Below are 23,841 nucleotides of genomic sequence, written 5' to 3'. Positions count from 1 at the left end.
ATGAAACGTGATTCATATGAGAGCATCGAAAGTACAAAAAAAGGATTTGAAGAAAGTTTTAAGACAGGAACCTTTTACAATAAACAGACCCAGGACCAAAAGCATCTGGAGTTGATCCTAAATTTCCTGAATATAAGCCCTGGAATGAATGTTCTTGATCTCGGCACTGGGACAGGCTATCTGGCTTTTCCCATTGCCGGGAATTATCCTGCGGCAGAAGTTGCCGGAGATTACCGATGCTTTTCATGAAATCCACAGGGTATTGAAACCAAACGGAAATATGCAGATAAAAAAAGACGGACATATCAAGTTCTATACAAAAGAGGAGTGGCTTAAACTCGGCGAATTGACAGGTTTTCATTATACAGACGGCTTTGAAAGTCATATACGGTTTCCTAAGAAAAAGAAGGATGCCCCTGAATTCGATCAAATAGTACACAGGTTTGATCCGCAGGTCACTGCCGGCTATGATATAGAAATTACAAAAGATGAAATCTGGATCACCGAAAAGGTAAACAATCTTTTGTTTCATAAAATCAAAAATGAGGAAGAATATCTGTAATCCGCAGATATTCTCCCTCTCTTATTGTGTATCATACTGGCTTTACACTGTACTCTGTTCCTGATCCGTTCCTTTCATCTCCACTACATTGACATCCAGTTTGTTGTAAGGAATTTCAATGCCTTCCCGGTCAAAGGCATCTTTGATATGTTCCAGCAAAGACCACTTGGTGGACACGTAGACCTCCGTGGACACCCATGCTCTCAGTCCCATGATGACGGAACTGTCGGCCAGATCGCTGACAAACACCTGAATGTTCTCATCCTGTGTCATGTGCTCTTTTTTTGCCACATGAAGCATCGTCTCTTTTACTTTCTGAATATCACTGTCATAGGCGATTCCAATCTTTAAATCGATCAGCCTGCTGTCCTGCTTTGTGTTATTAATCAAATTGCTGTTGCTCAGTGTTCCGTTTGGGATCACGATGACCCGATTGTCCACGGTCTTGAGCTTTGTGTAGAAAATGTCCATGGATGCCACTTCACCTTCACAGCCCGTACCGTCCACCACAATATAATCTCCCACCTGAAATGGTTTCAGAATCAGAAGAAGCACTCCGCCCGCAATATTGGAGAGACTCCCCTGCAGGGCCAGACCTACGGCAACACCGGCTGATCCGAACAGAGCCACAATGGACGTCCCCTTCACTCCCAAACGCTCTACTGCCATGAAAATGACAATGCACCTCAGGGCAATTTTCAGGAAGGAACAGCTGAAGGTTACAACTCCAAGATCTACTTTCCGCTTCTCCATTCCTTTCCGGAACAGGGAAACCAGCCATTTGCTCAGCTTAAACCCGACACCGATAATAATCAGTGCCACTAATATATTCAGTGCAAAATCTAAAATCTGATCTGTATAATGATTCAATACGACATTCCAATTCACGCTTGATGCTATCATCTTATGTTCTTCTCCTGTTATTTATAAGTATTTTTTATATCTTCCGCTTTAAAACAGAAGAAACACGCAGTGCGTGTTTCTCTATGTACTCTATTTTACGGTAACTTTACATGTCTTCTTCGTGGATGTGCCCGGAATCCATGCGGTGATCGTTGCTGTACCCTTTTTCTTCTTTTTCTTCACAACGCCTTTGGAAGAAACGGTTGCAATCTTTTTATTGCTTGTTTTGTACTTCAGCTTGTCGTTGGATCTCTTATTATAAATAACACCCTTTAGAGGGTAACTCTTTACCTTGATCAACGTCAGTCTGCTGGCATTCAGCTTGATGCTTCTGGAACCCAATGACACTGATACTTTACACTTTTTAGAAAGGTTTGTTCCCTTGACCGTAGCTGTGACATAACAGGTTCCCGTTTTAACTCCGGTGATCACCCCTCTGGATGAAACCGTGGCAATCTTTTTATTTGATGATGAGAATGTGACGGTATCACCACTTCTCTTATTGCCGATTGTAGCTGTGAGCGTTGCGGTCGCTCTGGTCTTGACATTAAGACTTGTCCTATTGATGGACAAGGTTCTTGGTTTTGAAACAGAGGATGATGAACTGCTGCTGCCATTTAACACTTCTTTTCCGTTTTTATCATAATAGCGGAAATACTTCATCTCACTCTTTGAAACAACCCTGTCTGCTTTGGCATAAGTTTTCTTTCCTTCTGTCCATTTCCAATTCTGTTCCAATAAGGTGACACTGTTTCCTGAAACATTCTGTACTATGGCCCAGTGTGTGTCTTTTGCCGCAATATCCCCTACTTTTGGCGTAGAAACCTTTTTAAAATTTCCACCCTTTTCGTCCTCAACAGGTGTTCTTCCTGGTAAAAGATTGTACGGTGTAAATCCACATCTGATTTGGTAATACTTCTTTATCAGTGCCGCGCATGAGTAGGTCTTGTCATCACCGTCCCATTTGCCCGGGCGGTACACAGCATTTACGCCCTGAAACTCATCGACGACCTGTCCTGTCTTTTTTACTTCTACAACTGTCATAGCAGCCTTTAATTTCCCTCCTGCCGGAAAAGCAACTGCCAGACCCAGTACCAGTCCTAAAATCCCCCATCTTATCCTTTTCTTGCTCATCTGTCTCTCCCTTTGTCCCCGTAAAATGTTTTTACATTTAAACAACCTTATTATAATATAAATTGTGAACAAATACAATTGTTTTTGTAACATTTGTAACATCTCAATCGAGGAAATTTGTGGAAGAAAAAACCAGCCATAAAAATGAATGGCTGGTTCTGAAACATATAAATTATTTTTTTGCGATAAATCCCTTGGCTTTTAAAGTCTCTGCACAGAGAACAGCTCCGCCGGCCGCTCCGCGGACCGTATTATGGGATAATCCTACAAATTTATAATCATAGACAGTATCTTCTCTGAGACGTCCGATTGATACGCCCATTCCATTTTCATAGTCCACATCCATGCTTACCTGAGGACGGTTGTCGTCTTCTAAGTATTGGATCATCTGTTTCGGCGCACTTGGAAGACTTAATTCCTGAGGAATTCCCTTAAAGTTTATAAGCTTTTCGATCAGCTGGTCTTTTGTAGGATTCTTCTTAAACTTCACAAATACTGCCGCGGTATGTCCGTTTAATACCGGAACACGGATACACTGAGTCGTGATGACCGGAGACTCTGCCTTCACGATTTCTCCGTTTTCAATGTGTCCCCAGAGACGAAGCGGCTCCTGCTCGCTCTTCTCTTCTTCTCCGCCGATAAACGGGATGATATTTCCTACCATCTCAGGCCAGTCTGTAAAATTCTTTCCTGCTCCGGAAATCGCCTGATATGTAGTCGCTACTACTTCATACGGTTCAAATTCCTTCCATGCGGTGAGGACCGGTGCATAGCTCTGGATAGAACAGTTAGGCTTTACGGCAACGAAACCTCTCCTTGTGCCGAGACGTTTCTTCTGGCTTTCAATGACATCAAAATGTTCCGGGTTGATTTCCGGCACGACCATCGGTACGTCCGGCGTCCAGCGGTGTGCACTGTTATTGGATACTACCGGGGTCTCCGTCTTTGCATAGTCTTCTTCGATCTTCTTGATCTCTTCTTTTGACATATCCACCGCACTGAAAACAAAGTCTACTTCAGATGCTACTTCTTCCACTTCGTTTACATTTTTTACAACAAGCTTCTTCACTGTCTCCGGCATCGGGGTGTCCATTTTCCAGCGCGCACCCACTGCCTCTTCATAAGTTTTTCCGGCGGATCTCGGGCTGGCCGCCAACGTAGTCACCTCAAACCAGGGATGATTTTCCAGAAGGGAAATAAATCTCTGACCTACCATTCCGGTAGCGCCAAGAATTCCGACTCTCAATTTTTCTCTCATATTTTTCACCTCTATAATACTCTTAAACGAATGACACCATCGATCTGCTTCATTTTTGAAAGTACTTTCTCTGAAGGGCGCTTCTCCACATCAAAGATAGAATAAGCATAATCTTTTTTGGACTTGTTGAGCATGTTTTCAATATTATATCCTTCTTCTGCCAGAGCTGATGTAAGCTGTCCGATCATGTTCGGAAGGTTCTTGTGGTGAACCGTAATCCTGCATTCTGCCTCGATATCTCCCAAATCACAGTTTGGATAGTTGACAGAGTTTACAATGTTTCCTTTTTCCAGGTAGTTCATCAGCTGGTCGACTGCCATCTCCGCACAGTTTTCTTCAGATTCCTCAGTGGAAGCCCCAAGATGAGGGATCGTAATCACGCCGTCTGCCGCTGCCACCGCCGGTCTCGGGAAGTCTGTCACATAATGTTTAATCTTTTTGGATGCGAGTCCGTCCAGTACCGCCTGATCGTCCACCAGCTCACCTCTTGCAAAGTTTAGGATGGTCGCTCCGTCTTTCATCTTCTGGACAGCTTCTTTTCCGATCATACCCTTTGTGCTCTCCATGTACGGAACGTGGATGGTCAGAAAATCGCATTTCTCATAGATTTCGTCTAAGGAACTGCTGTGGTTTACCATTCTTGACAGGCTCCATGCAGAACGAACAGATACATACGGATCATATCCGTAGACATTCATGCCGAGACGATTGCAGATATTCGCAACCAGAACACCGATGGCTCCGAGCCCGATTACACCGATGCTCTTTCCTTTTAGCTCATTTCCAGCAAATGCTTTTTTCTTCTTCTCGATCATCTTTGCAAGATCTGCCTCTTTTGCATTCTCTTTTACCCAGTTCACACCACCGATGATGTCTCTGGAAGCTAAAAGAAGACCTGCAACTACTAATTCTTTCACACCATTTGCATTGGCACCCGGCGTATTAAAAACGGTGATTCCTTTTTCTGCATATTCATTCAATGGAATATTGTTGACTCCTGCTCCTGCACGTGCCACTGCAAGCATGGAATCCGGCACTTCCAGATCATGCATAGATGCACTGCGGACTAAAACTGCGTCTGCAGCATTAAGATCATCAATTACCTCGAACTCGCTTGTAAATAAATCCAATCCCCGGTTTGAAATCGGGTTTAAGCATTTTACTGTATACATTCTCAACACCCCTTATTTGTTTTCTTCTTCAAATTTTTTCATGAACTCAACTAACTTCTCTACGCCTTCTGTCGGCATTGCATTGTAAATACTTGCCCTCATTCCGCCGACTGTGCGGTGTCCCTTTAAGTTTTCAAATCCGGCTTCCTTTGCTTCTTTGACAAACTTGGCATCCATTTCATCATTACCTGTGACAAACGGAACGTTCATGAGAGAACGGTCTTCTTTTACAACAGTTCCTTTAAACATTTCACTCTGGTCTAAGAAATCATAGAGGATCTTTGCTTTCTCTTCATTGTGCTTTTTCATTGCTTCAAGTCCGCCCTGTTTTTTCAGCCACTGAAATACTTTTCCGCAGATATAAATTCCGTAGCACGGAGGCGTATTATATAAGGATTTTGCATCTGCATGAGTCTTCCACTTTAACATGGTCGGTGTTCCCGGAAGCACATCGTCCGTGATCAGGTCTTCTCGGATGACTGCAACTACAACTCCCGCAGGTCCTACATTTTTCTGTACTCCAAAGTAGATTACTCCAAAGTCTTCCACATTTACCGGCTCAGACAAGATGCAGGAAGACATATCTGCAACCAGAATCTTTCCTTTTGTATCCGGCACCTGCTGATACTTGGTTCCATAAATCGTATTATTATAGCATACATACACGTAGTCTGCATTTTCAGAAATGTTCAGATCAGAACAATCCGGAATATATGTAAAAGTCTTGTCTTCGGATGAAGCGATAATGTTCGCTTTTCCATAACGGCTTGCTTCCTGATACGCTTTCTTTGCCCACTGGCCTGTGATGATAAAGTCTGCCTCTTTGTTTCTCATCAGGTTCATCGGGATCGCAGAAAACTGTGAAGAAGCTCCGCCCTGTAAAAATAATACTTTATAGTTGTCAGGAATGTTCATTAATTCTCTTAAGTCAGCTTCCGCCGTCTCGATAATGTCAGAGAACATTTTGGATCTGTGGCTCATCTCCATTACAGACATGCCGCAGCCTTTATAGTCCAGCATCTCCTCTGCCGCTTCCTTTAACACTTCTTCCGGCAGCACTGCCGGACCTGCTGAAAAGTTATACACTCTTGTCATTTTCATAATCCTCCAAATTTACTTTGTTGTTTTTTCCAAGTCTTCTTTTGTATATGCCTCCTGAATTGCGGCTCCTGGATTCACCATCGGCCAGACTTTATCGTCCAGATCCACATGACAGTCCAGAACAACCGGTCTTCCTGCTTCGAGTGCTTCCTCGAATGCAAACTCAAACTCTTCAAGAGTCGTCACCCGTTTCGCCAGCGCACCCATGCCTTCCGCAACCTTCACAAAATCCACTGGATCCTCGAAGGTCGTGTAAGAATAATGCTCTGAATAAAACAGGTTCTGCCACTGGCGTACCATTCCGAGCACACTGTTGTTGATAATGACCTCAATGATCGGAATATTATATCTGGTCGCCGTTGCAAGTTCATTTAAATTCATACGGAAACATCCGTCTCCTGCGATATTAATAACAGTCTTTTCAGGGCTGCCCACTTTCGCTCCGATGCTGGCTCCCAGACCGTATCCCATAGTCCCCAGGCCTCCCGATGTCAGGAACGTCCTCGGCTTTTTATATTTATAGAACTGTGCAGCCCACATCTGGTGCTGGCCCACTTCGGTAACGATCACGGCATCTCCTTTTGTCCTCTCGTAGATTACCTCCACAATCTGAGGGCCGGAAAGCTTCGATTTGTCATAGATCAGCGGATAATTCACTTTATCCACCATGACATTCTTCACCCAGGTGTTATGATTCTGCTGGCCGAGCCTGCGGTTTACCATGGTGAGTACAGCCTTGATATCACCAATAATATGGGTATGTGCCATGATATTTTTATTGATCTCCGCAGGATCGATATCGATCTGCAGGATCTTTGCATTCTTTGCGAAAGAATCCGGATTGCCCAATACTCTGTCGCTGAATCTGGTTCCGATGGCAATCAGCAGATCACAGGCCGAGACTCCCAGATTGGAAGTTTTGGTCCCATGCATACCGAGCATACCGGTATACAGGGCATCTGTCCCGTCAAAAGCGCCTTTGCCCATCAGCGTATCGGCAACCGGAGCGTGAACTTTTTCCACGAACTCCCTGAGTTCTTCCGATGCGTCCGAGAGCACGGCTCCGCCGCCCACGAGGATGAACGGTTTTTTGGACGATTCGATCAGTTTAATGGCCTGCCGGATATCCATTTCTTTGATATTATCAATCTTTCTCTTGATTTCTTTTGGCTTCTGTGCTTTATAATTAGTGACTGCTGCCGTCACATCTTTCGGAATGTCGATAAGGACCGGTCCTTTTCTTCCGGTCTGGGCAATCCTGAACGCCCTTCGGATCGTGTCTGCAAGGTCTTCCACATTCTTTACAATAAAGTTATGCTTTGTGATGGGAAGAGTGATCCCCGTGATGTCCACTTCCTGAAAGCTGTCCTTTCCGAGAAGACTGACTCCTACATTACATGTAATCGCCACCACAGGGATAGAATCCATATATGCGGTTGCAATCCCTGTGACAATATTTGTCGCCCCCGGACCGGAAGTTGCAAAACACACGCCTACCTTTCCGGTGGATCTGGCATAACCGTCTGCCGCATGGGAAGCGCCCTGCTCATGTCCGGTAAGAATATGGGTAAAGCAGTCCTGCTGCTTGTATAATTCATCATAGATGTTTAAGATGGCACCGCCAGGATAGCCGAAAACCGTATTGACCCCCTGCTCTTTCAAGCACTCTAAAACAATCTGTGATCCCGTCAATTGCTTCATAAGAATACCTCTCTATTTGTCCTGGTTGATTTCTAAGATGGCACCGCGGTTTCCTGAAGTAACAAGAGACGCATATCTTGCCAGATATCCGGTTGTGATCTTCGGTTCTCTCGGTACCCAGTTTTCTCTTCGTCTCTGCATCTCTTCATCAGATACTTTTACATTCAGTGAATTTGCATTGATGTCGATGGAGATCGTATCCCCTTCTTCCACAAGGGCGATCGGTCCGCCGACCGCTGCCTCCGGAGAAACGTGTCCGATGCATGCGCCTCTGGAAGCCCCTGAAAAACGTCCGTCTGTGATCAGAGCCACGCTGGAGCCGAGTCCCATGCCCATGATCGCTGAAGTCGGATTGAGCATCTCCCGCATTCCCGGTCCGCCCTTCGGTCCCTCATAGCGGATGACAACCACATCCCCCTCTTTGATCGCACCGCCTTTGATCGCGTCAATGGCATCTTCCTCACAGTCAAACACTCTGGCCGGCCCTTCCATCTTTAACATTTCCGGAGCCACGGCAGAACGTTTTACCACACCGGAATCCGGTGCAAGATTTCCTTTGAGCACTGCAATTCCGCCTGTTTCGCTGTAAGGGTTCTCCACCGGTCGGATCACTTCGGGATCACGGTTGATGCATCCCTCAATGTTTTCTGCCACTGTTTTTCCCGTTGCGGTGATCAGGTCTGTATGTAACAGTTCCTTCTTATTTAATTCATTCATAACTGCATAAACGCCGCCAGCCTCATTTAAATCTTCTATATAAGTATGGCCTGCCGGAGCTAAATGGCAGAGATTCGGCGTCTTCGCACTGATTTCGTTTGCCAGTTCCAGATTCAGTTCCACACCTGCTTCATGGGCGATGGCCGGCAAATGGAGCATGCTGTTTGTGCTGCACCCCAGTGCCATATCAACAGTCAGCGCATTCAAAAATGCCTTTTCCGTCATAATGTCTCTCGGACGGATATTCTTTTCAAGCAGCTCCATGACTTTCATTCCTGCATGCTTAGCGAGCTTGATCCTCTCTGAATATACTGCCGGGATGGTTCCGTTTCCTTTCAGTCCCATACCCAACACTTCAGTAAGGCAGTTCATAGAGTTTGCCGTGTACATCCCGGAACAGGAACCGCAGGTCGGACATGCCTTGTTTTCAAATTCGTCCAGTTCTTCCTTCGAGATAGAACCGGCAGCATATGAGCCCACCGCCTCAAACATGCTGGACAGACTGGTTTTCTGTCCCTTTACACGTCCTGCGAGCATTGGTCCGCCACTGACGAACACTGTGGGTACATTGACGCGTGCCGCTGCCATCAAGAGTCCCGGAACATTTTTGTCGCAGTTCGGGACCATGACTAAGGCGTCAAACTGATGGGCCAGTGCCATTGCCTCTGTGGAATCCGCGATCAAATCTCTTGTCACAAGAGAATATTTCATTCCGATATGCCCCATGGCAATTCCGTCACAGACTGCGATCGCCGGAAAGACGACCGGGGTTCCGCCTGCCATAGCTACTCCCATCTTTACTGCTTCTACGATCTTATCCAGGTTCATGTGTCCCGGCACGATCTCATTGTATGAGCTGACGATACCGACTAACGGCTTTTCCATCTCTTCTTTGGTATAGCCCAATGCGTTAAACAACGATCTCTGAGGAGCAAAATTCTCTCCATTTGTATAAGTATTACTCATATCGCACTTCCTCCTAAATATTATCTATGCCTCCGGGATTCCGGAGGCTTTTTATATGCCTTTGGCACTTTATATCATGTTGTCTTATATTCTTTCGATGATCAGATCTCCCATCGCTTTGGTTCCCACTTGGATCATTCCGTCGGACATGATATCCACGGTTCGGTATCCGTCTTCCAACACTTTCTTCACTGCCTTTTCGATCATGTCAGCTTCTGCATCCAGATCGAACGAATATCTGAGCATCATGGCTGCCGACAGGACCGTAGCAATCGGGTTGGCAATATCTTTTCCTGCGATATCAGGGGCAGAACCATGGCTCGGCTCATATAATCCGAATTTACCCTCCCCAAGGCTGGCCGATGAAAGCATCCCGATGGACCCGGTAATCATACTGGCCTCGTCTGATAAAATATCGCCGAACATGTTCTCTGTGAGGATCACATCAAACTGTTTCGGGTCATTGACCAGCTGCATGGCACAGTTGTCAACCAACATGTGCTCGTAAGTTACATCGTCATAGTCCTCTGCGACCTCTTCCACTACCTGTCTCCAGAGTCTTGAAGAGTCCAATACATTGGCCTTGTCAACACTGATAACATGTTTCTTTCTCTTGCGGGCGATATCGAAGGCTTTGACTGCAATCCTTCTGATCTCATTTTCATTGTATGTCAGAGAATCCTTCGCTACCCGGATGCCGTCTACCACGTCGGTGCTTCTCTCGCCAAAATAAAGTCCCCCTGTCAGTTCTCTCATGATCACCATGTCAAAACCGTCGCCGATGATCTCGTCTCTTAACGGACAGGCTTTCTTTAACTCTTCATATAAATAAGCCGGACGGATGTTTGCAAACAGACCTAATCCTTTTCTCAGGGCAAGAAGCCCTGCCTCCGGACGAAGCTCAGCAGGCAGCCGGTACCACGGCGATGTGGTGGTATTGCCTCCGATAGACCCCATCAAGACTGCATCGCTGTTTCCCGCAGTTTCCAGTGTTTCCTCTGTAAGAGGCTTTCCATAGACGTCAATGGATGCCCCTCCCATTAAAATCTGTTTATATGTAAACTTATGTCCCGACTTCTCTGCCGCTGCATCCAGAACTCTCACAGCCTGTTCTACGATCTCAGGGCCGATCCCATCTCCTTTGATAACTGCTACATTAAAATTCATAGTCTTCTCCTCTTCCTTATAATATCACTGATATCATCTCCGCTGCCAAAGCTGCCGCACAGCTTAAACAGGCTACTGTGACGATGTTCATTTCTCTGTATGAAAGTATCACCGCTGCCGCAAAACCTGTGATTGATGATCCAAAACTCTTTGTAGCTGAAAACACTGCCGGTATGACCATAGCAGCCAAAACGGCATATGGCACATAAAAAAGAAATGATCGAAAAAAACGATTGGTTATCTTTTTCTGAAAGACCGTCAGCGGAATCATTCTTACAAGATATGTAGTCACTGCCATTGCAATGATATACAAAAACAATCTCCAAAGACTCATTCATCTTCCTCCTTCACCGGAAAAAATACAGCTCCTGCCCCCGCTGCAATCAGCGTGCAGAGAATAATGGAAAATCCACTGGAAATGAAAGAAAACAGTTTTACATAATGAAATAATAAACTAAAACATACAGATACAATGATAACTGCCACTATATTTTTATTATGCTTTGACGGCGGAATAATGATCGCAATCAGCATTCCGTAGATGGCAATCCCCAGTGCGTTCATCACCATCTGAGGCAGCAGCCCGCTTGCAGTGGCCCCCAGAAAGGTACCCAGCGTCCATGCGAGCCATGAAAAACTCATGAGTCCATAAAAGTATTTTGGACCTATCTCGCCTTTCCGGCCGCAGGCCATGGCAAAAATCTCATCGGTCACTCCGAATGCCATCAAAAATCTGTTCCAAAGTTTTGTCCTCGATTCAAGCTTCTGTCCAATCGCAATGGACATGATAGAATATCTTAGGTTGATGATAACCTGAGACAGGACCAGCTCGATCAGAGTTCCCCCTGCGGTAATGGAAATCAGCCCTGCAAACTGGCCTGCTGATGTAAGGCAGGTGGCAGATATGAGCGTTACCGCCCAGACAGGAACACCCTTGGCACTCCCGGCGATTCCAAAAGCAAAAGAAACTGCCAGATACGCAAGCGCTATCGGAATCGAATCCAAAGCTCCCCGGCGAAAGCTGTTCTCTACTTTCATTTTCTTCTCCTGTCGCTATTTCATTGATTGTTCTTCTTCTATAATATAGAGGGTTCCCTCTCCCTCCCGAAGCGAACTTATATAATAGAATACCATATTTTAATATAGATTGAAAATAGTTTTTTCATTGAATATGTGATTCTCTGGACCTTTTTGTTGTTTTAACATGATTTATAACAAATTATTTGAATTAGCCCATAATTTTCTTTCATAATTTACCATTCCCTATTACACTATTGTTTCAGACAGAAAAATATATTATAATGGCAGAAAAAGAATAAAAAAGGAAAAGGGGAATACATATGAATCGAAAGACACTTCTTTGCGCTGGCCTCTCCGCCATGATGCTTGCCGCAAGCATTCATCCGGCTTCTGCTATCAGTGCAGGGAGCATTTTTAAAGTACAGTATACTCACAACAAAAAAACCTATACAAAGAAAGCTCTGAATGCCCGGTACAATAACACCGTTATTAAGACAAATATGCCCGGATTTTTGGACGGTTCCACGTCCATGTACTCTGCCTACTGGATTTTTGGCAAGTGCAAATCTTTAGGTACCTCTTATAAATATACAAGCAAGACAAAGAAAATTACTTTTAAAAGAGGCAATAAGACAGTCGTCATGACCCTAGACAGCAAAAAAGCCACTTTAAACGGTAAATCTTTTACACTTCCCGCTGCCCCAAGAAAAGTCCGCTATGTGGCAAAAAAGAAAAATTATATTATGGTGCCGGGACAGACTGTTGCCGGAAAGCTCGGCATTTCCTATACCTGGAACAATCGGCTCTTATCCGGCGTGATGAAAGCTTCTTCCTCATCTGGCCAAGGATCAGCTCCACCCACATCCACAGCTCCGTCTACCGGCGGGGTAGTTGCACCGAAAACAAAAGTCACCGCAAGCAGCAGCAATTATTCAATCCGCCTGAAAAAACCTGCCGGCTTGTCTTCATCTGCGGTCACCTCTGAGGATGATTATTGGAACAAACGGCTAGTATTAAATATCAACGGCAATTATAAAACCCATTTTTCCTCTTCTTCCAACCGGAATATAAAGGATAGTCTGACCTATTCCGTATCCTATACCGGAGGAAAGACCAAGATCTATCTGAAAACAAGCTCCATCAAAGGCTTTAGCATCACACAGGATTCCAGTTATATCTATGTGAAGTATGCGGCTCCGAAATCTATGTTTTCGAGAGTTATCGTTGTGGATGCAGGACATGGAGGAAGCGATACGGGCGCCACAGGAAACGGACTTAAGGAAAAAAATATGACCCTCTCCATTGTACAGAAAACGAAGTATTATTTTGATCGGAATGCCAATTATAAAGTTTATTACACGAGACTTTCTGACTGGTATCCAACTCTGTCAGAGCGGTATCAGATGGCAAATAACGTAGGGGCAGACCGGTTTGTCAGTGTCCATATCAATGATGTAGGAAAGATCAGTTATTCAGCCAAAGGTACTGAGACCCTCTACAATCCAAAAGGCGGAAAGGCTCCTTCTCCTTACAGCAGCCTGACCGGCAAAGCACTGGCAAAGGACGTTCACAAAAAACTGAGAAGCGCAACAGGATTTACAGACCGAGGATTAAAACAAAGAGTTCCTGGTGTCAACGGGGTTGCTGTTCTGACTTACTCCAAAACCGCAGCAACGCTCGGAGAGGTGGGGTTCATATCCAATCCTACGGAGGCTTCCTCCATGAAAAACAATTATACAAAGATCGGAAAAGCATTTTATGATGGAATCCTGGCCTCATTTTAGCTGCACAGAACGCCAGTGATCATGACCTCAGCTGAAATCCCATGATATTTCTTTTGGAGAATCCCCCAAAAAGTAAAGTATTATGGGATTTTTTATATATTCATTGCATTTTTATTACGATTATGTTACAATTTACGCGAAAGGACGGAAAAGTATGAATAATTTAAAAAAATCTATTGCTTATTTATCAATTATGATGCTAACAGCAACTACGATCCCTGCATCCACCGTACAAGCTGCCTCAGTACCAAAAGCAGGCAAATATTATACCTTAAAGATTGCAGGAAAAAAGCAGAAAAAGAAATGCCGGAATGTCAAAATCAACGGCACAATTGTAAAGACCTATGCTCCTGGATTTTCACGGGCTAATACTTCTATGTACTCAGCATACTGGCTGTTTGAAAAACAAAAGAGCCTGGGGGTGTCTTACAGCTACTCATCCAAAACAAAAAAAGTAACCCTGAAACGGGGAAGCAAATCTGTGGTCATGACTCTTGACAGCATGTATGCTTATGTAAACGGCAAGAAGACCAAGATGCCTACACCGGCAAGAAAGGTATATTCTTATGCACGTAAAAAGAATTATATCTATGTGCCTGGTGCATTCTGTATCACAAAACTCGGACACAGTTATAAGTGGAGCTCCTCACAGAAAAGCGGTCTCATAACAACGAAGAGTCTGTCTTCCTCATCTTCTGGAAGCAGTTCAGGCTCCTCTTGCTCAGGCACTTCAAGTATCACGCCCGGAACAAGGATCACTGCTTCTGCCTCAAATTACAGTGTGAGGATAAAGAAACCAAGCGGACTTTCATCTTCGGCTATCTCGACATCAGATGATTACAGCAACCGCAGACTGATCATCAAGGTAAAGGGCAACTATAAAACACACTTTAGCTCCAGTTCCAACCGCTACATAAAAACGGACAAGTACTTCCGTTCCTATACTGTCACATACAGCGGCGGCTATACGAATATCTATATCCGTCCGAGAAAAGATGTGATTAAGGCTTATGCAGTCTCACAGACATCTGATTATATCTATGTAAAGTATGATTCACCGAAGAAGATATACAGCCGCATTGTTGTATTGGATGCGGGACACGGAGGGTCTGATTCCGGAGCTACCGGAAACGGGCTCAGGGAAAAAGATCTGACACTCAAAATCGTCCAGTCTGCCAAATCATATTTTAACAAGAATTCCGGATATAAAGTCTACTACACACGGCTGTCCGACTGGTATCCGTCTTTGTCATACCGCTCAGATCTGGCAAACAATGTAGGGGCTGACCGTTTTATCAGTGTCCACATAAACTCAGCGACTCCTTCCGCCCACGGAACAGAGACTCTCTATAACTCCAAAGGTTATAAGTCATCCTCAGGTCTTACCAGTTATAACTGGTCAAACAAGATCCATGCATATGTGCGGCCTGCCACAGGCTTTACGAACCGGGGACTTAAAAACCGGACAGGACTGGCTGTCCTGAGAAACACAAAGACTGCTTCCAGTCTTACAGAAATCGGTTTCATCTCCAACGAGGCAGAAGCAAAAAAAATGAAAAGCAATACCGGTACCTATGGAAAAGCCGTATACAACGCTATCGTAAACTCTTTTTCCACGTATCCGAGCAAACGATAAGAAATTTATCTGTTACAGGAGGCCGGAACAACTCAATGCCAAGTTGTTCCGGCCTTTTATGTTAACTTCCGAAGCGATTCGTAACCTCATACTCGTCACAGGGTCATTTGTAATATGGGACAACCAGGTACATACCTTCCTTGATCTCGCCGTCATAGATATGATTGGTCTCGCATACTTCTTCCACATATTCACCGACAGAGCTGTATTCCTCCGATATACGGCTTTTTGCTATATTCCAAAGACTGTCTCCCTTTTTAATCCGGATACTGGTAAAATACTTCTTTCTGCCGTCGGCAGCTCCCGCCACCTGCCGGCTCTCTGCCATAACGGCGCCAGCGATACCCAAAATCGTAACAATAAATAAGACTGTGATCAAAACTTTTATCTTCAGTGTTTTCATAACGCATCCTCCTATCGAACATTTGTTTATAATTCTATTATAAAGAACGCGCGTTCGTTTGTCAACGTCTTTCCGAAAATTTGTTCGGGAACACTTGTTTCAATCTGTAATATATGGTAAGATAATAGCAAGAAAATAAAGGAGGCACATTATGAGCAAACAAAAGCTGAGCCCAAAACAAGAACAAATCTTAGAATATATAAAATCTCAGATACTGGAAAAGGGTTATCCGCCCGCAGTCCGTGAGATTTGTGCCGCTGTCAGTCTGAAGTCCACCTCTTCTGTCCATTCCCACTTGGAGTCTTTAGAGCGCAAGGGCTATATCCGAAGAGATCCGACAAAACCAAGGGCCATTGAGATCATTGACGATGACTTCCAGCTCACGAGGCGCGAGGTTGTGAACATTCCTATAGTAGGAACCGTGACCGCAGGAGAACCGATCATCGCCACTGAGAACATCGAAGACTACTTTCCCATGCTTCCTGAGTTTATCGGCTCCAAAAGCACCTTTATGCTCCATGTGAAAGGCGACAGCATGATCAATATCGGCATCTATGACGGTGACATGGTGATCGTCGAGGAAACTCCTTCCGCTGAAAATAACGACATCGTGGTAGCTCTTATAGAAGATTCCGCCACAGTCAAACGATTCTTCAAAGAAGACGGGCATTACCGACTTCAGCCGGAAAACGATTTTATGGACCCGATCATCGTAGATGAAGTTTCTATTTTAGGAAAGGTCATCGGCCTTTACCGCAGCATGTCATAATCTGACATCCAGACTATACATAATCTTAACAAAAAAGAAGAAAAGCACCTCGGCTTTTCTTCTTTTTTCCTGTCCATCCTTCTCTACAGTTTCTTTTTCTTTCCGATCAGCAGAGCTTACTTTGGTTTGCTCCTGAGGCAGATTTAAAATAACTTGTAAACCCCATTGCATTCACAAGATCCAGGTTTATCAAAGTCTCACCTATGAAAAAAACTGCCGAACAGCCAAATATCTCAGCTCATGCGGCAGTTTGTCCTAAGTTATAACTGAAAACGGTCCGCCCGCTTCTTGCCTTCTGGCAGAGTGCTATTCTCCCTCTTCCAAAGAGACTTCCACTCCGTCCTTCCAGATTCTCTCGAGATCATAAAACAGACGGTTTTCCTGATCAAAAATATGGATCACGATATCACCGAAGTCTATCAAAACCCAAGTTCCGTTCTGATATCCTTCCATCTGTTTCATCTCATATCCCGCTTTCTGCAAAGCATCCTGTACATTGTCGACAATGGCCTGCACCTGATTCTTATTTTTTCCGTTGGCTATGATAAAATAATCGGCAATGACGGAGATCGAGCGGATGTCTAAGACCTTGATCTCCTCCGCCAGCTTTTCTTCTAACGCTTTATAAGCAATTTTTGTCATTTCTAAAGACTGATTCATGTGTGATCACCCTCCTTGTAGTATTCATGAGTCTCTGTCGTCCTTGGATCAATCGCCTGATCCCTGCTTTTCAGATACTGCATGGTATTTTCAATTATTTTGAGAAGACATTGGTTGATATCCGAAAATGCAAGCCGCCTGGCCTCGGAAAGACCCGGTATGTCCTTTCTGCCCGGCTCTATATAGTCGGCGATAAATATAATCTTATCTAAAAGGCTCATTCCTGGCTTTCCGGTTGTATGACATTCCACCGCAGATGCAATCTCTGCATCCTCATTGCCGTAGCAGTCCCTTGCTATATACGGTGCCAGTGCAGAATGAAGAAGCTGCGGACTTTCTTTCATTTCTCTTGTCAATATGATCCCATATTGACTGCAGAGTTTCATCTGCCGTTCTATGGGATACCCTTTCGCACAGTCGTGGAGCAGCCCTGCCCTGAATGCCTTTTGAATGTCCGCTCCCAGAGCCATTGCCATCGCAGATGCGGTGTAGGCCACACCTAGCGTATGTGTATAACGGCTCTCTTTCAGGTTTCCCGACAGCTTTTTCTTTATCTCATTGAGTTCCATACAAATCATTTCTTTCTATATAAAGTCTGACCTCTTCCGGCACAAAATACCGGATGCTCTGTCCTCTGGATGCCCTTTTCCTGATCTCATTCGATGAGATCTCCAAATCCGGACTGTCCAAATGATAAATACGTCCCTGATACTTATCCTGAATGTATTCAATCTGCGCATCCAATGCACTCCTGGAATCATTCCTGGATGCAACCAAAATCGTTGCCATTGACAAGATCTGGCCTGGATCTTTCCACGATTCAATCTGATACAGAGAATCTGCACCCATGATAAAATAGTAGTCTGCATCAGGATGCAGTCTGGTGAGCTTTCTCAGTGTATCTACTGTATAAGTATATCCTTCCCTGTCCAGTTCAATGTCAGAAAATTCAAAACCGGGATGGTTCTCTATGGCCATCCTGACCATATTGACACGGTCCTCGATCTCTACATTTTTGGATATTTTTTTGTAGGCCGGATTTTTGGTCGGGACGATCAGCACCTTATCCAATCCAAAATCCTCAAGGGCAGTCTGCCCGAGAATCAGGTGTCCGTGATGGATTGGGTTGAATGTCCCGCCAAGAATTCCTATCTTCTTCATAATCCCTCCGAAAAGCCCTTCTCCTTATATTATTTCGGCAGCTGGATCTTCTTGTGATCCCTGGACTCTTTATATAACACGATCTTCTTCCCGATGACCTGTACTACTTCAGATCTGGTACGCTCGGCCAGTGTCTGCGCCACTTCCTTCGGGTCATCCATGCAGTTTTGAAGAACTGCGATCTTTATCAGTTCCCTGGCATCTATGGCTTCTCTGACTCCCTCGATCAATTCCGGGGATATGCTGTCTTTCCCAATCCTGAATATAGGATCAATCTTCATCGCCAGGCTTTTCAAATAAGCTCTCTGTTTACTCGTCATTGCTTCTCCTTACTTGTAATAATCAAATTCTAAATCATATAATTTTACGGTATCTCCTTCTTCGATTCCCAGGGCTTCCAGTTCTTCAAGAACACCGTTTCGTTTCAGGAATTTCTGGAAAAAATCGAATCCGCGCTCTGACTCCAGGTTTGTGTAGCCGAGCATTCGCTCTACCTTCGGACCTTCCACCGTGAAGACTCCTTCTTCCGGATTTGCTACGGTGATTCCTCCCTCTTCATCCTCAAAGCTTAAGTCGTATTCCTGCTCGAATTCCATTGCCCCTTCCGGAAGCTCGTCCAGAAGCTTTCTTACATGCCACAAAAGCTCCTTGACACCTTCTCCGGTGACAGCCGAGATCGGAAATACTTCGATACCGTTCTCTGCAAATTCTTCCTTCAGCAGATCCATCACGGTTTCCCGGTCTTCTTCGGTCATGGCATCGATCTTATTAGCCGCGATGACCTGCGGTCTCTTTAAGATCTCCGGATTGTATTTTTCCAGTTCGCCGTTGATGGCCCTGATATCCGCAATTGGATCTCTGCCTTCCACAGAAGCCGCATCCACCAGGTGGATTGTGACCTTCGTCCTGTCGATGTGGCGGAGAAACTCAAATCCCAGGCCAACTCCCTCAGACGCTCCCTCAATGATCCCCGGAATATCCGCGATGACAAACCCTTTTCCTCCGGCCAGATCAACGACACCCAGATTAGGATTCAGTGTGGTAAAATGATAGTTTGCGATCTTCGGCCTTGCATTGGTCACCCTGGATAAGAACGTAGATTTCCCCACATTTGGAAAACCTATCAGTCCCACATCGGCGATCACCTTCAGTTCCAGGATCACCTCAAGTTCCTGGCATTTGCCTCCCGGCTGCGCATATTTGGGTGCCTGCATCACAGCCGTAGCATAATGCTGATTGCCCTTCCCTCCGCGGCCTCCCTTTAAAAGCACTACCGGTTCTTTTTTATTTGACATATCAAGGATTACTTTCCCTGTTTCTTTCTCTTTTATGATCGTTCCGGGCGGGACCTTCAGCACAACATCCTGTCCGTCGGCACCATGACAGCGTCTCTTTCCGCCCTCTTCGCCGTCTCCTGCTTTATATTTTCGTTTATGACGGTAATCAGCCAGGGTATTCATCCCTTCATCCACAGCGAAGATCACGTCGCCGCCGCGTCCTCCGTCACCGCCGTCCGGACCGCCGTTAGGCACATAGAGCTCTCTTCGGAAACTCACATGGCCGTTGCCGCCTTTTCCTGATCTGATATATATATTTGCTCTGTCTGCAAACATCGGCTTTTCCTTTCTGATTTTCAAAAAAACGGCTCCAAATTGTGAAATTTGAAGCCGTTAAACATTCAACTGTCTGCCTGTACAAACACTAGCCGACAACTATGCAACTGGGTGTACAGAACACTGTTTCTTATCTCTGCCTTTTCTCTCGAAACGCACGATACCATCTGTCAATGCAAATAAAGTATCATCACCACCGCGTCCTACGTTGACTCCCGGATGGATCTTTGTTCCTCTCTGGCGGTAAAGAATATTTCCAGCTTTTACAAATTGTCCGTCAGCTCTTTTCGCACCTAATCTCTTAGATTCAGAATCTCTTCCGTTCTTTGTGGAACCCATTCCCTTTTTATGAGCGAAAAATTGAAGGTTCATTTTCATCATTGTCTTACACCTCCTCAAATACTACGTGAATATATGGACGATACTCCGATTCAATGTTGGTTATCCCAAGAACCAGAGAATCCAATAAAATCTGTCCTTCTTCAGAACATGTCCCTGAAACTCTGAACTCAATCACTGCATCGTCTTCCGATGTGTGACATGTGCCGGCATCCTCTGTCAACTGTTCAAAAGAATTCAGGAAGTTAATGACCAGTGCAGATACCGCGGCACAGACAATATCCTGTCCTTCCTCCGCATATCCGGCATGGTCCTTTGCCTGAAAGCCTGCAGGCTTTCCCTGATGGTCCCGGTAGAATGTGATCTGTGTCATTCTCTCGGTCCTTTATTATCCAACAATGTTATCGATCTTCACTTGTGTGAATAATTGTCTGTGACCATTTTTCTTATGGTATCCGGTTTTTCTCTTATACTTGTAAACAATGACTTTTTTGTCTTTGCCTTCGCTTACAACTGAAGCTTCAACCTTTGCACCATCTACGTTCGGTGTTCCTACCTTTACAGTATCTCCACCAACTAATAAAACATTATCAAAAGTAATCTTTGCTCCGACTTCTGCGTCAAGCTTCTCAACTTTGATCACATCACCTTCGCTTACTTTGTACTGTTTTCCTCCTGTTGCAATAATGGCGTACATCTATGGCACCTCCTATAATCAAACTCGCCAGCTTTGGTGATCCTTATGGATTCTTATACCTCGCTGTGCGGCATACTGTTACAGTATAGCAACTTATTTTTTCCATGTCAAGCAATAATCTTACAGGAAATCTTCTTTTTCTATGGGTCTTCTGACCTTCTTTCTCGTGATCTCCATCAGTCCAAGCTTCGTCATGTCTACGGCCACCGCTTTCTTGGAATCCCTGTTCAGCACAGACTGCATATAGGAAAGGAGCCTGTCCTCTTCTTCTTTTTCTTTCATATCGATAAAATCCACGAGGATAATCCCGGATAAATTTCTGAGCCTGATCTGTCTGGCCGTCTCTCTTGCCGCCTCCCGGTTTATCTTTATAATATGGCCTTCCTTCTGTCCCCGCCCGATCGATTTTCCTGTATTTACGTCGACCACTGTCATGGCCTCTGTGCGCTCGATGATCAGAAACCCTCCCGATCTGAGCCACACTCTCGTATGAAAAACTGCCTCCAGTGCATGAGAAAGCCGGTATCCCCTCTCAATAGACTGATCCTGTCTGTCCATCCGGCGGACCTGATATCCATTCTCCTCTGCCTCCCTGCAGATCACCTCATCATCGGAGATGATACGTTCCACACGGGAAGGAGAAAGTCCAAATACATAACGGGACGAGAAATTCTGATTTGTGGCCAGAAGCTTGCAAGGCTTCATATACTGCTGTTTCTCCTGGATCTGAACATATCTCTCAGCCAGACTTGCTGCTTCTCTCCCGATCTTTTCTTTATCCGCATTTGCAGCCTCTGTCCTCACAATAAATCCATACTCTCCGGTGACAAAAGCAGAGACGAACCTCTTTAAGTCTTCCTTTTTTTCTTTATCCCGGATTTTCCCTGATATACCCACGAACGACTTATCAGAGGACAGCACAAGATATTCTCCGGTCAGTTCAATGTTCTCTGTGGCTAACGGTTCCTTCTTGTCTGTGCCGTCTTTTTTTACCTGGATGAGGATTTCTTTTTCGTTTTTGAGTTTTCCCGGTTTTCTTCGTTCGTCCAGAGGATAAAAGCAGAGCCTGCCCTTGTCGATCTCAACGAAAGCTCCGTGGATGTTTCCTACGATATTCTTCACCCTGGCTTTGTAAATATTTCCGACCAGACTGCCTTCCTCTACCGGTTCGGATGAAAACTCCGCGAATTCTCCGTCCTCAAGCCATGCGCTGACGATATGCCTTCCGAGCCTTGTTATGATTACTTCATTCATATATTATTCTGCGTCCGGTATACTCGGAATATTCACGGAAGGGTCCAGATCTTTTTCGTAATCCACTCCGTCCATATCAAAGCCAAACATCTGGTAAAAGTCTTCCCAGTATCCCTCGATATCGGCATATTCCTTAACATTTTTCGTATTGATCTTCTCCCAGCGCCGTTCCACTTCTGCCTGTACTTCCGGCTTTAACTCCCAGTCATCCAGACGGATCAGTCCCTGACCGTCTGTCTCTGCCTGTCCGAACACAGCCTTTTCTCCAAACAGCCTGGTGATCTGTTCGATACATCCTTCGTGGAGGCCTCTTTCTTTCATGATACTGTAAAGCACTGCCATATACAGGGGAACGATCGGAATTGCAGAGCTTGCCTGAGTGACGAGACCCTTGTTGACCGAAATATATGCCCTGATGCCTCTTTCTTTAAATTCTTCATTGATCTCACCTGCGGTCTTGTGCAGATGTTTCTTTGCAGCACCGATGGTTCCCTCAAAATAGATGGGATAAGTGAGCTCCGGCCCGATATAAGAGTAGGCGAAAGTAACAGTGTCTTCTTCAATGGCATCTGCATCTGTGAGTGCCCGAATCCATGCCTTCCAGTCCTCTCCGCCCATTACCTTCACCGTCGCTTCCACTTCTTCCTCTGTGGCAGCCTCAATGGTTTTCTCTCCGATGGTGTTGTCTTTCAGATTCAGGTTCTTATTTGTAAAATCTTCTCCGGTCGTCTTTAGCACAGACTGGTACACGGTGCCGTCCTCGGCAGTTCTTCTCGGTGCGGCCAGACTGTAAATGACGGCGTCGACTTTCCCTAAATCCTTCTTGATCAGATCGATCACCTTCTCCTTGACTTCCCTGGAGAATGCATCTCCGTTGACTGTCTTGGCATATAGATCCTCATTGGCTGCCGCATGTTCAAATGCAGCCGTATTATACCAGCCCGCCGTGGCAGTCCTCTTTCCAGCCGCCTGTCTCTCAAACATGACACCTACCGTAGCTGCTTTGCATCCGAATGCCGCGTTGATCCTTGATGCCAGCCCGTATCCGGTGGACGCTCCGATGACCAGGACTTTCTTTGGCCCGTTCTTGACTTCGCTGTGCTTCTTTACATATGTAATCTGATTCTCAACATTTTTTCTGCAGCCCTCTGGATGTGCAGTAAGGCACAAAAAATCCCGGACTTTTGGACTTATTTTCATGTATATCTCCTTTTTTTCAAGTTCAATCATTACTGAAAATTATAATCGTTCCTTTTTCCACTGTCAAGTTTCCCCAAGGTTCGGGGCTTTCATCACCTTCCAAAGCGTATCCATCAGCACTTCTAAATCGACAGGTTTGGCCACATGAGCGTTCATCCCCTGCCTGTAAACTTGACCGTGTTGCTCAGAAGGTTGATGGGGATCTGATTGATGCAGAGCAGATCTCCGTAAAAATCTCTTTACTTTTTCCTTCACTTCCGGAAGGTCTTCCCTGTGTACCCCCTGAAATGCCATCTCCTGGCTGATCTCCCTGGCATGCTTCTCGGAACAGCCTGATGTTTCATAGAATGAGGAGTTGCGGAATACCGGATAAATCCGGCCTTCTTTATAAATATATACACACTCCGCCTGGAATCATCTCCAGAGCCTCTTGGGCCTCACGCCTTATCTTCCCCATCCACAGCACTGCCTTTGCTACTGCTTTCCACATTGGACAGGAATAAAAGTTCTTATCCCGGCACCAACTCTGTCCATATATATTAATCAATTTTACCATATAAGGTGAAAAAGTACAATGATCACAGACGGATCAAGTGCTGAGCGTTTTTTATTTTTCAGAAAAAA

At 45.1% G+C, this 23,841-nt stretch carries 27 protein-coding genes; 5 read left to right on the top strand and 22 right to left on the bottom strand.

Features of this window, described 5'->3' with window-relative positions; translation table 11 throughout:
* A complete protein-coding gene (locus CI597_RS18535; protein WP_024727218.1) occupies positions 1–249 on the top strand; it encodes an SAM-dependent methyltransferase in 249 nt (82 codons plus the stop codon).
* Complete coding sequence (locus CI597_RS18530) at positions 221–562, top strand: class I SAM-dependent methyltransferase (protein ID WP_235824596.1); 342 nt, start codon at positions 221–223, stop codon at positions 560–562. Before CI597_RS18535 ends, CI597_RS18530 begins: the two co-directional genes overlap by 29 nt.
* A gap of 42 nt (positions 563–604) precedes the next feature.
* Here the strand turns inward: CI597_RS18530 and CI597_RS10020 are convergent, their stop codons facing one another.
* From CI597_RS10020 to CI597_RS09975, 10 genes are all read right to left on the bottom strand, one after another.
* Positions 605–1,465: a mechanosensitive ion channel family protein gene (locus CI597_RS10020; RefSeq protein ID WP_024727216.1), complete on the bottom strand. Its 861-nt coding sequence runs from the start codon at positions 1,463–1,465 to the stop codon at positions 605–607.
* Positions 1,466–1,555: 90 nt separating this feature from the next.
* Positions 1,556–2,599 carry an Ig-like domain-containing protein gene (locus CI597_RS10015; protein WP_024727215.1) on the bottom strand — a complete coding sequence of 348 codons (1,044 nt, stop codon included), beginning with the start codon at positions 2,597–2,599 and terminating at the stop codon, positions 1,556–1,558.
* 172 nt (positions 2,600–2,771) lie between these two features.
* A complete protein-coding gene (gene asd / locus CI597_RS10010; protein ID WP_024727214.1) occupies positions 2,772–3,857 on the bottom strand; it encodes an aspartate-semialdehyde dehydrogenase in 1,086 nt (361 codons plus the stop codon).
* Between the two features lie 11 nt (positions 3,858–3,868).
* Positions 3,869–5,029: a phosphoglycerate dehydrogenase gene (locus CI597_RS10005; protein ID WP_024727213.1), complete on the bottom strand. Its 1,161-nt coding sequence runs from the start codon at positions 5,027–5,029 to the stop codon at positions 3,869–3,871.
* Between the two features lie 12 nt (positions 5,030–5,041).
* Positions 5,042–6,124, bottom strand: a complete 1,083-nt coding sequence (gene serC / locus CI597_RS10000; protein ID WP_024727212.1) for a 3-phosphoserine/phosphohydroxythreonine transaminase — start codon at positions 6,122–6,124, stop codon at positions 5,042–5,044.
* Between the two features lie 18 nt (positions 6,125–6,142).
* The gene (gene ilvB, locus CI597_RS09995) at positions 6,143–7,831 is read right to left on the bottom strand and encodes a biosynthetic-type acetolactate synthase large subunit (protein ID WP_024727211.1); all 1,689 of its coding nucleotides are present in this window, start codon (positions 7,829–7,831) and stop codon (positions 6,143–6,145) included.
* A gap of 12 nt (positions 7,832–7,843) precedes the next feature.
* Positions 7,844–9,514, bottom strand: coding sequence for a dihydroxy-acid dehydratase (gene ilvD, locus CI597_RS09990; protein WP_024727210.1), 1,671 nt, complete (start codon positions 9,512–9,514; stop codon positions 7,844–7,846).
* 84 nt (positions 9,515–9,598) lie between these two features.
* The gene (gene leuB / locus CI597_RS09985) at positions 9,599–10,681 is read right to left on the bottom strand and encodes a 3-isopropylmalate dehydrogenase (RefSeq protein ID WP_024727209.1); all 1,083 of its coding nucleotides are present in this window, start codon (positions 10,679–10,681) and stop codon (positions 9,599–9,601) included.
* A gap of 16 nt (positions 10,682–10,697) precedes the next feature.
* The gene (locus tag CI597_RS09980) at positions 10,698–11,015 is read right to left on the bottom strand and encodes an AzlD domain-containing protein (protein ID WP_024727208.1); all 318 of its coding nucleotides are present in this window, start codon (positions 11,013–11,015) and stop codon (positions 10,698–10,700) included.
* Positions 11,012–11,719 (bottom strand): AzlC family ABC transporter permease, encoded by a 708-nt coding sequence (locus tag CI597_RS09975; protein WP_024727207.1) that lies wholly within the window; start codon positions 11,717–11,719, stop codon positions 11,012–11,014. The genes CI597_RS09980 and CI597_RS09975 overlap by 4 nt, the downstream gene beginning before the upstream one ends.
* Before the next feature lie 302 nt (positions 11,720–12,021).
* On the opposite strand from CI597_RS09975, the gene CI597_RS09970 reads away from it, so the two are divergent.
* Both CI597_RS09970 and CI597_RS09965 read left to right on the top strand, forming a co-directional pair.
* Positions 12,022–13,485, top strand: coding sequence for an N-acetylmuramoyl-L-alanine amidase (locus CI597_RS09970; RefSeq protein ID WP_024727206.1), 1,464 nt, complete (start codon positions 12,022–12,024; stop codon positions 13,483–13,485).
* Between the two features lie 154 nt (positions 13,486–13,639).
* Positions 13,640–15,121, top strand: a complete 1,482-nt coding sequence (locus CI597_RS09965) for an N-acetylmuramoyl-L-alanine amidase (protein WP_024727205.1) — start codon at positions 13,640–13,642, stop codon at positions 15,119–15,121.
* A 103-nt stretch (positions 15,122–15,224) separates the two neighbouring features.
* On the opposite strand, the gene CI597_RS09960 is transcribed toward CI597_RS09965, so the two are convergent.
* The gene (locus CI597_RS09960) at positions 15,225–15,524 is read right to left on the bottom strand and encodes a LysM peptidoglycan-binding domain-containing protein (RefSeq protein WP_024727204.1); all 300 of its coding nucleotides are present in this window, start codon (positions 15,522–15,524) and stop codon (positions 15,225–15,227) included.
* Between the two features lie 151 nt (positions 15,525–15,675).
* Between CI597_RS09960 and lexA the strand changes: the two genes are divergently transcribed.
* Positions 15,676–16,293: a transcriptional repressor LexA gene (gene lexA / locus CI597_RS09955; protein ID WP_024727203.1), complete on the top strand. Its 618-nt coding sequence runs from the start codon at positions 15,676–15,678 to the stop codon at positions 16,291–16,293.
* Positions 16,294–16,599: 306 nt separating this feature from the next.
* Here the strand turns inward: lexA and rsfS are convergent, their stop codons facing one another.
* From rsfS to CI597_RS09900, 11 genes are all read right to left on the bottom strand, one after another.
* Complete coding sequence (gene rsfS / locus CI597_RS09950; RefSeq protein ID WP_024727202.1) at positions 16,600–16,953, bottom strand: ribosome silencing factor; 354 nt, start codon at positions 16,951–16,953, stop codon at positions 16,600–16,602.
* Positions 16,950–17,522, bottom strand: coding sequence for a bis(5'-nucleosyl)-tetraphosphatase (symmetrical) YqeK (gene yqeK, locus CI597_RS09945; RefSeq protein ID WP_024727201.1), 573 nt, complete (start codon positions 17,520–17,522; stop codon positions 16,950–16,952). Before yqeK ends, rsfS begins: the two co-directional genes overlap by 4 nt.
* Positions 17,509–18,114, bottom strand: coding sequence for a nicotinate-nucleotide adenylyltransferase (gene nadD, locus CI597_RS09940; RefSeq protein WP_024727200.1), 606 nt, complete (start codon positions 18,112–18,114; stop codon positions 17,509–17,511). Before nadD ends, yqeK begins: the two co-directional genes overlap by 14 nt.
* Before the next feature lie 29 nt (positions 18,115–18,143).
* On the bottom strand, positions 18,144–18,434 hold the full coding sequence (gene yhbY, locus CI597_RS09935; protein ID WP_024727199.1) for a ribosome assembly RNA-binding protein YhbY: 291 nt from the start codon (positions 18,432–18,434) through the stop codon (positions 18,144–18,146).
* A 9-nt stretch (positions 18,435–18,443) separates the two neighbouring features.
* Positions 18,444–19,727 (bottom strand): GTPase ObgE, encoded by a 1,284-nt coding sequence (gene obgE / locus CI597_RS09930; RefSeq protein WP_024727198.1) that lies wholly within the window; start codon positions 19,725–19,727, stop codon positions 18,444–18,446.
* Positions 19,728–19,826: 99 nt separating this feature from the next.
* Complete coding sequence (rpmA, locus tag CI597_RS09925) at positions 19,827–20,108, bottom strand: 50S ribosomal protein L27 (RefSeq protein WP_006566702.1); 282 nt, start codon at positions 20,106–20,108, stop codon at positions 19,827–19,829.
* A 4-nt stretch (positions 20,109–20,112) separates the two neighbouring features.
* Entirely contained in the window at positions 20,113–20,439 is a 327-nt protein-coding gene (locus tag CI597_RS09920) for a ribosomal-processing cysteine protease Prp (protein WP_024727197.1), read from the bottom strand.
* Between the two features lie 15 nt (positions 20,440–20,454).
* Positions 20,455–20,763, bottom strand: a complete 309-nt coding sequence (rplU, locus tag CI597_RS09915) for a 50S ribosomal protein L21 (protein ID WP_024727196.1) — start codon at positions 20,761–20,763, stop codon at positions 20,455–20,457.
* 120 nt (positions 20,764–20,883) lie between these two features.
* Positions 20,884–22,017 (bottom strand): ribonuclease E/G, encoded by a 1,134-nt coding sequence (locus CI597_RS09910; protein ID WP_024727195.1) that lies wholly within the window; start codon positions 22,015–22,017, stop codon positions 20,884–20,886.
* 3 nt (positions 22,018–22,020) lie between these two features.
* The gene (fabV, locus tag CI597_RS09905; protein WP_024727194.1) at positions 22,021–23,217 is read right to left on the bottom strand and encodes an enoyl-ACP reductase FabV; all 1,197 of its coding nucleotides are present in this window, start codon (positions 23,215–23,217) and stop codon (positions 22,021–22,023) included.
* A gap of 63 nt (positions 23,218–23,280) precedes the next feature.
* Complete coding sequence (locus tag CI597_RS09900) at positions 23,281–23,511, bottom strand: hypothetical protein (protein ID WP_024727193.1); 231 nt, start codon at positions 23,509–23,511, stop codon at positions 23,281–23,283.
* Positions 23,512–23,841: the final 330 nt, after the last annotated feature.

The organism is Anaerostipes hominis (ex Lee et al. 2021), from assembly GCF_002270485.1.
Classification (GTDB): domain Bacteria; phylum Bacillota; class Clostridia; order Lachnospirales; family Lachnospiraceae; genus Anaerostipes; species Anaerostipes hominis.
Note: the sequence above shows the minus strand (reverse complement) of the source record. Positions and strands in the feature narration are given on the sequence as shown.

What these genes read in the sequence shown, in the direction of transcription:
- lexA (WP_024727203.1), top strand. Translation starts at nt 15,676, where the DNA reads ATGAGCAAACAAAAGCTGAGCCCAAAACAAGAACAAATCTTAGAATAT.
- rpmA (WP_006566702.1), bottom strand. Translation starts at nt 20,108, where the DNA reads ATGATGAAAATGAACCTTCAATTTTTCGCTCATAAAAAGGGAATGGGT.
- CI597_RS09900 (WP_024727193.1), bottom strand. Translation starts at nt 23,511, where the DNA reads ATGGCATTTCAGGGGGTACACAGGGAAGACCTTCCGGAAGTGAAGGAA.
- CI597_RS09975 (WP_024727207.1), bottom strand. Translation starts at nt 11,719, where the DNA reads ATGAAAGTAGAGAACAGCTTTCGCCGGGGAGCTTTGGATTCGATTCCG.
- ilvD (WP_024727210.1), bottom strand. Translation starts at nt 9,514, where the DNA reads ATGAGTAATACTTATACAAATGGAGAGAATTTTGCTCCTCAGAGATCG.
- rplU (WP_024727196.1), bottom strand. Translation starts at nt 20,763, where the DNA reads ATGTACGCCATTATTGCAACAGGAGGAAAACAGTACAAAGTAAGCGAA.
- leuB (WP_024727209.1), bottom strand. Translation starts at nt 10,681, where the DNA reads ATGAATTTTAATGTAGCAGTTATCAAAGGAGATGGGATCGGCCCTGAG.
- nadD (WP_024727200.1), bottom strand. Translation starts at nt 18,114, where the DNA reads ATGAAGAAGATAGGAATTCTTGGCGGGACATTCAACCCAATCCATCAC.
- serC (WP_024727212.1), bottom strand. Translation starts at nt 6,124, where the DNA reads ATGACAAGAGTGTATAACTTTTCAGCAGGTCCGGCAGTGCTGCCGGAA.
- yqeK (WP_024727201.1), bottom strand. Translation starts at nt 17,522, where the DNA reads ATGGAACTCAATGAGATAAAGAAAAAGCTGTCGGGAAACCTGAAAGAG.
- rsfS (WP_024727202.1), bottom strand. Translation starts at nt 16,953, where the DNA reads ATGAATCAGTCTTTAGAAATGACAAAAATTGCTTATAAAGCGTTAGAA.
- CI597_RS09960 (WP_024727204.1), bottom strand. Translation starts at nt 15,524, where the DNA reads ATGAAAACACTGAAGATAAAAGTTTTGATCACAGTCTTATTTATTGTT.
- CI597_RS18535 (WP_024727218.1), top strand. Translation starts at nt 1, where the DNA reads ATGAAACGTGATTCATATGAGAGCATCGAAAGTACAAAAAAAGGATTT.
- ilvB (WP_024727211.1), bottom strand. Translation starts at nt 7,831, where the DNA reads ATGAAGCAATTGACGGGATCACAGATTGTTTTAGAGTGCTTGAAAGAG.
- CI597_RS10015 (WP_024727215.1), bottom strand. Translation starts at nt 2,599, where the DNA reads ATGAGCAAGAAAAGGATAAGATGGGGGATTTTAGGACTGGTACTGGGT.
- CI597_RS10020 (WP_024727216.1), bottom strand. Translation starts at nt 1,465, where the DNA reads ATGATAGCATCAAGCGTGAATTGGAATGTCGTATTGAATCATTATACA.
- fabV (WP_024727194.1), bottom strand. Translation starts at nt 23,217, where the DNA reads ATGAAAATAAGTCCAAAAGTCCGGGATTTTTTGTGCCTTACTGCACAT.
- CI597_RS09965 (WP_024727205.1), top strand. Translation starts at nt 13,640, where the DNA reads ATGAATAATTTAAAAAAATCTATTGCTTATTTATCAATTATGATGCTA.
- CI597_RS09910 (WP_024727195.1), bottom strand. Translation starts at nt 22,017, where the DNA reads ATGAATGAAGTAATCATAACAAGGCTCGGAAGGCATATCGTCAGCGCA.
- asd (WP_024727214.1), bottom strand. Translation starts at nt 3,857, where the DNA reads ATGAGAGAAAAATTGAGAGTCGGAATTCTTGGCGCTACCGGAATGGTA.
- obgE (WP_024727198.1), bottom strand. Translation starts at nt 19,727, where the DNA reads ATGTTTGCAGACAGAGCAAATATATATATCAGATCAGGAAAAGGCGGC.
- CI597_RS09970 (WP_024727206.1), top strand. Translation starts at nt 12,022, where the DNA reads ATGAATCGAAAGACACTTCTTTGCGCTGGCCTCTCCGCCATGATGCTT.
- CI597_RS09980 (WP_024727208.1), bottom strand. Translation starts at nt 11,015, where the DNA reads ATGAGTCTTTGGAGATTGTTTTTGTATATCATTGCAATGGCAGTGACT.
- CI597_RS09920 (WP_024727197.1), bottom strand. Translation starts at nt 20,439, where the DNA reads ATGACACAGATCACATTCTACCGGGACCATCAGGGAAAGCCTGCAGGC.
- yhbY (WP_024727199.1), bottom strand. Translation starts at nt 18,434, where the DNA reads ATGACGAGTAAACAGAGAGCTTATTTGAAAAGCCTGGCGATGAAGATT.
- CI597_RS10005 (WP_024727213.1), bottom strand. Translation starts at nt 5,029, where the DNA reads ATGTATACAGTAAAATGCTTAAACCCGATTTCAAACCGGGGATTGGAT.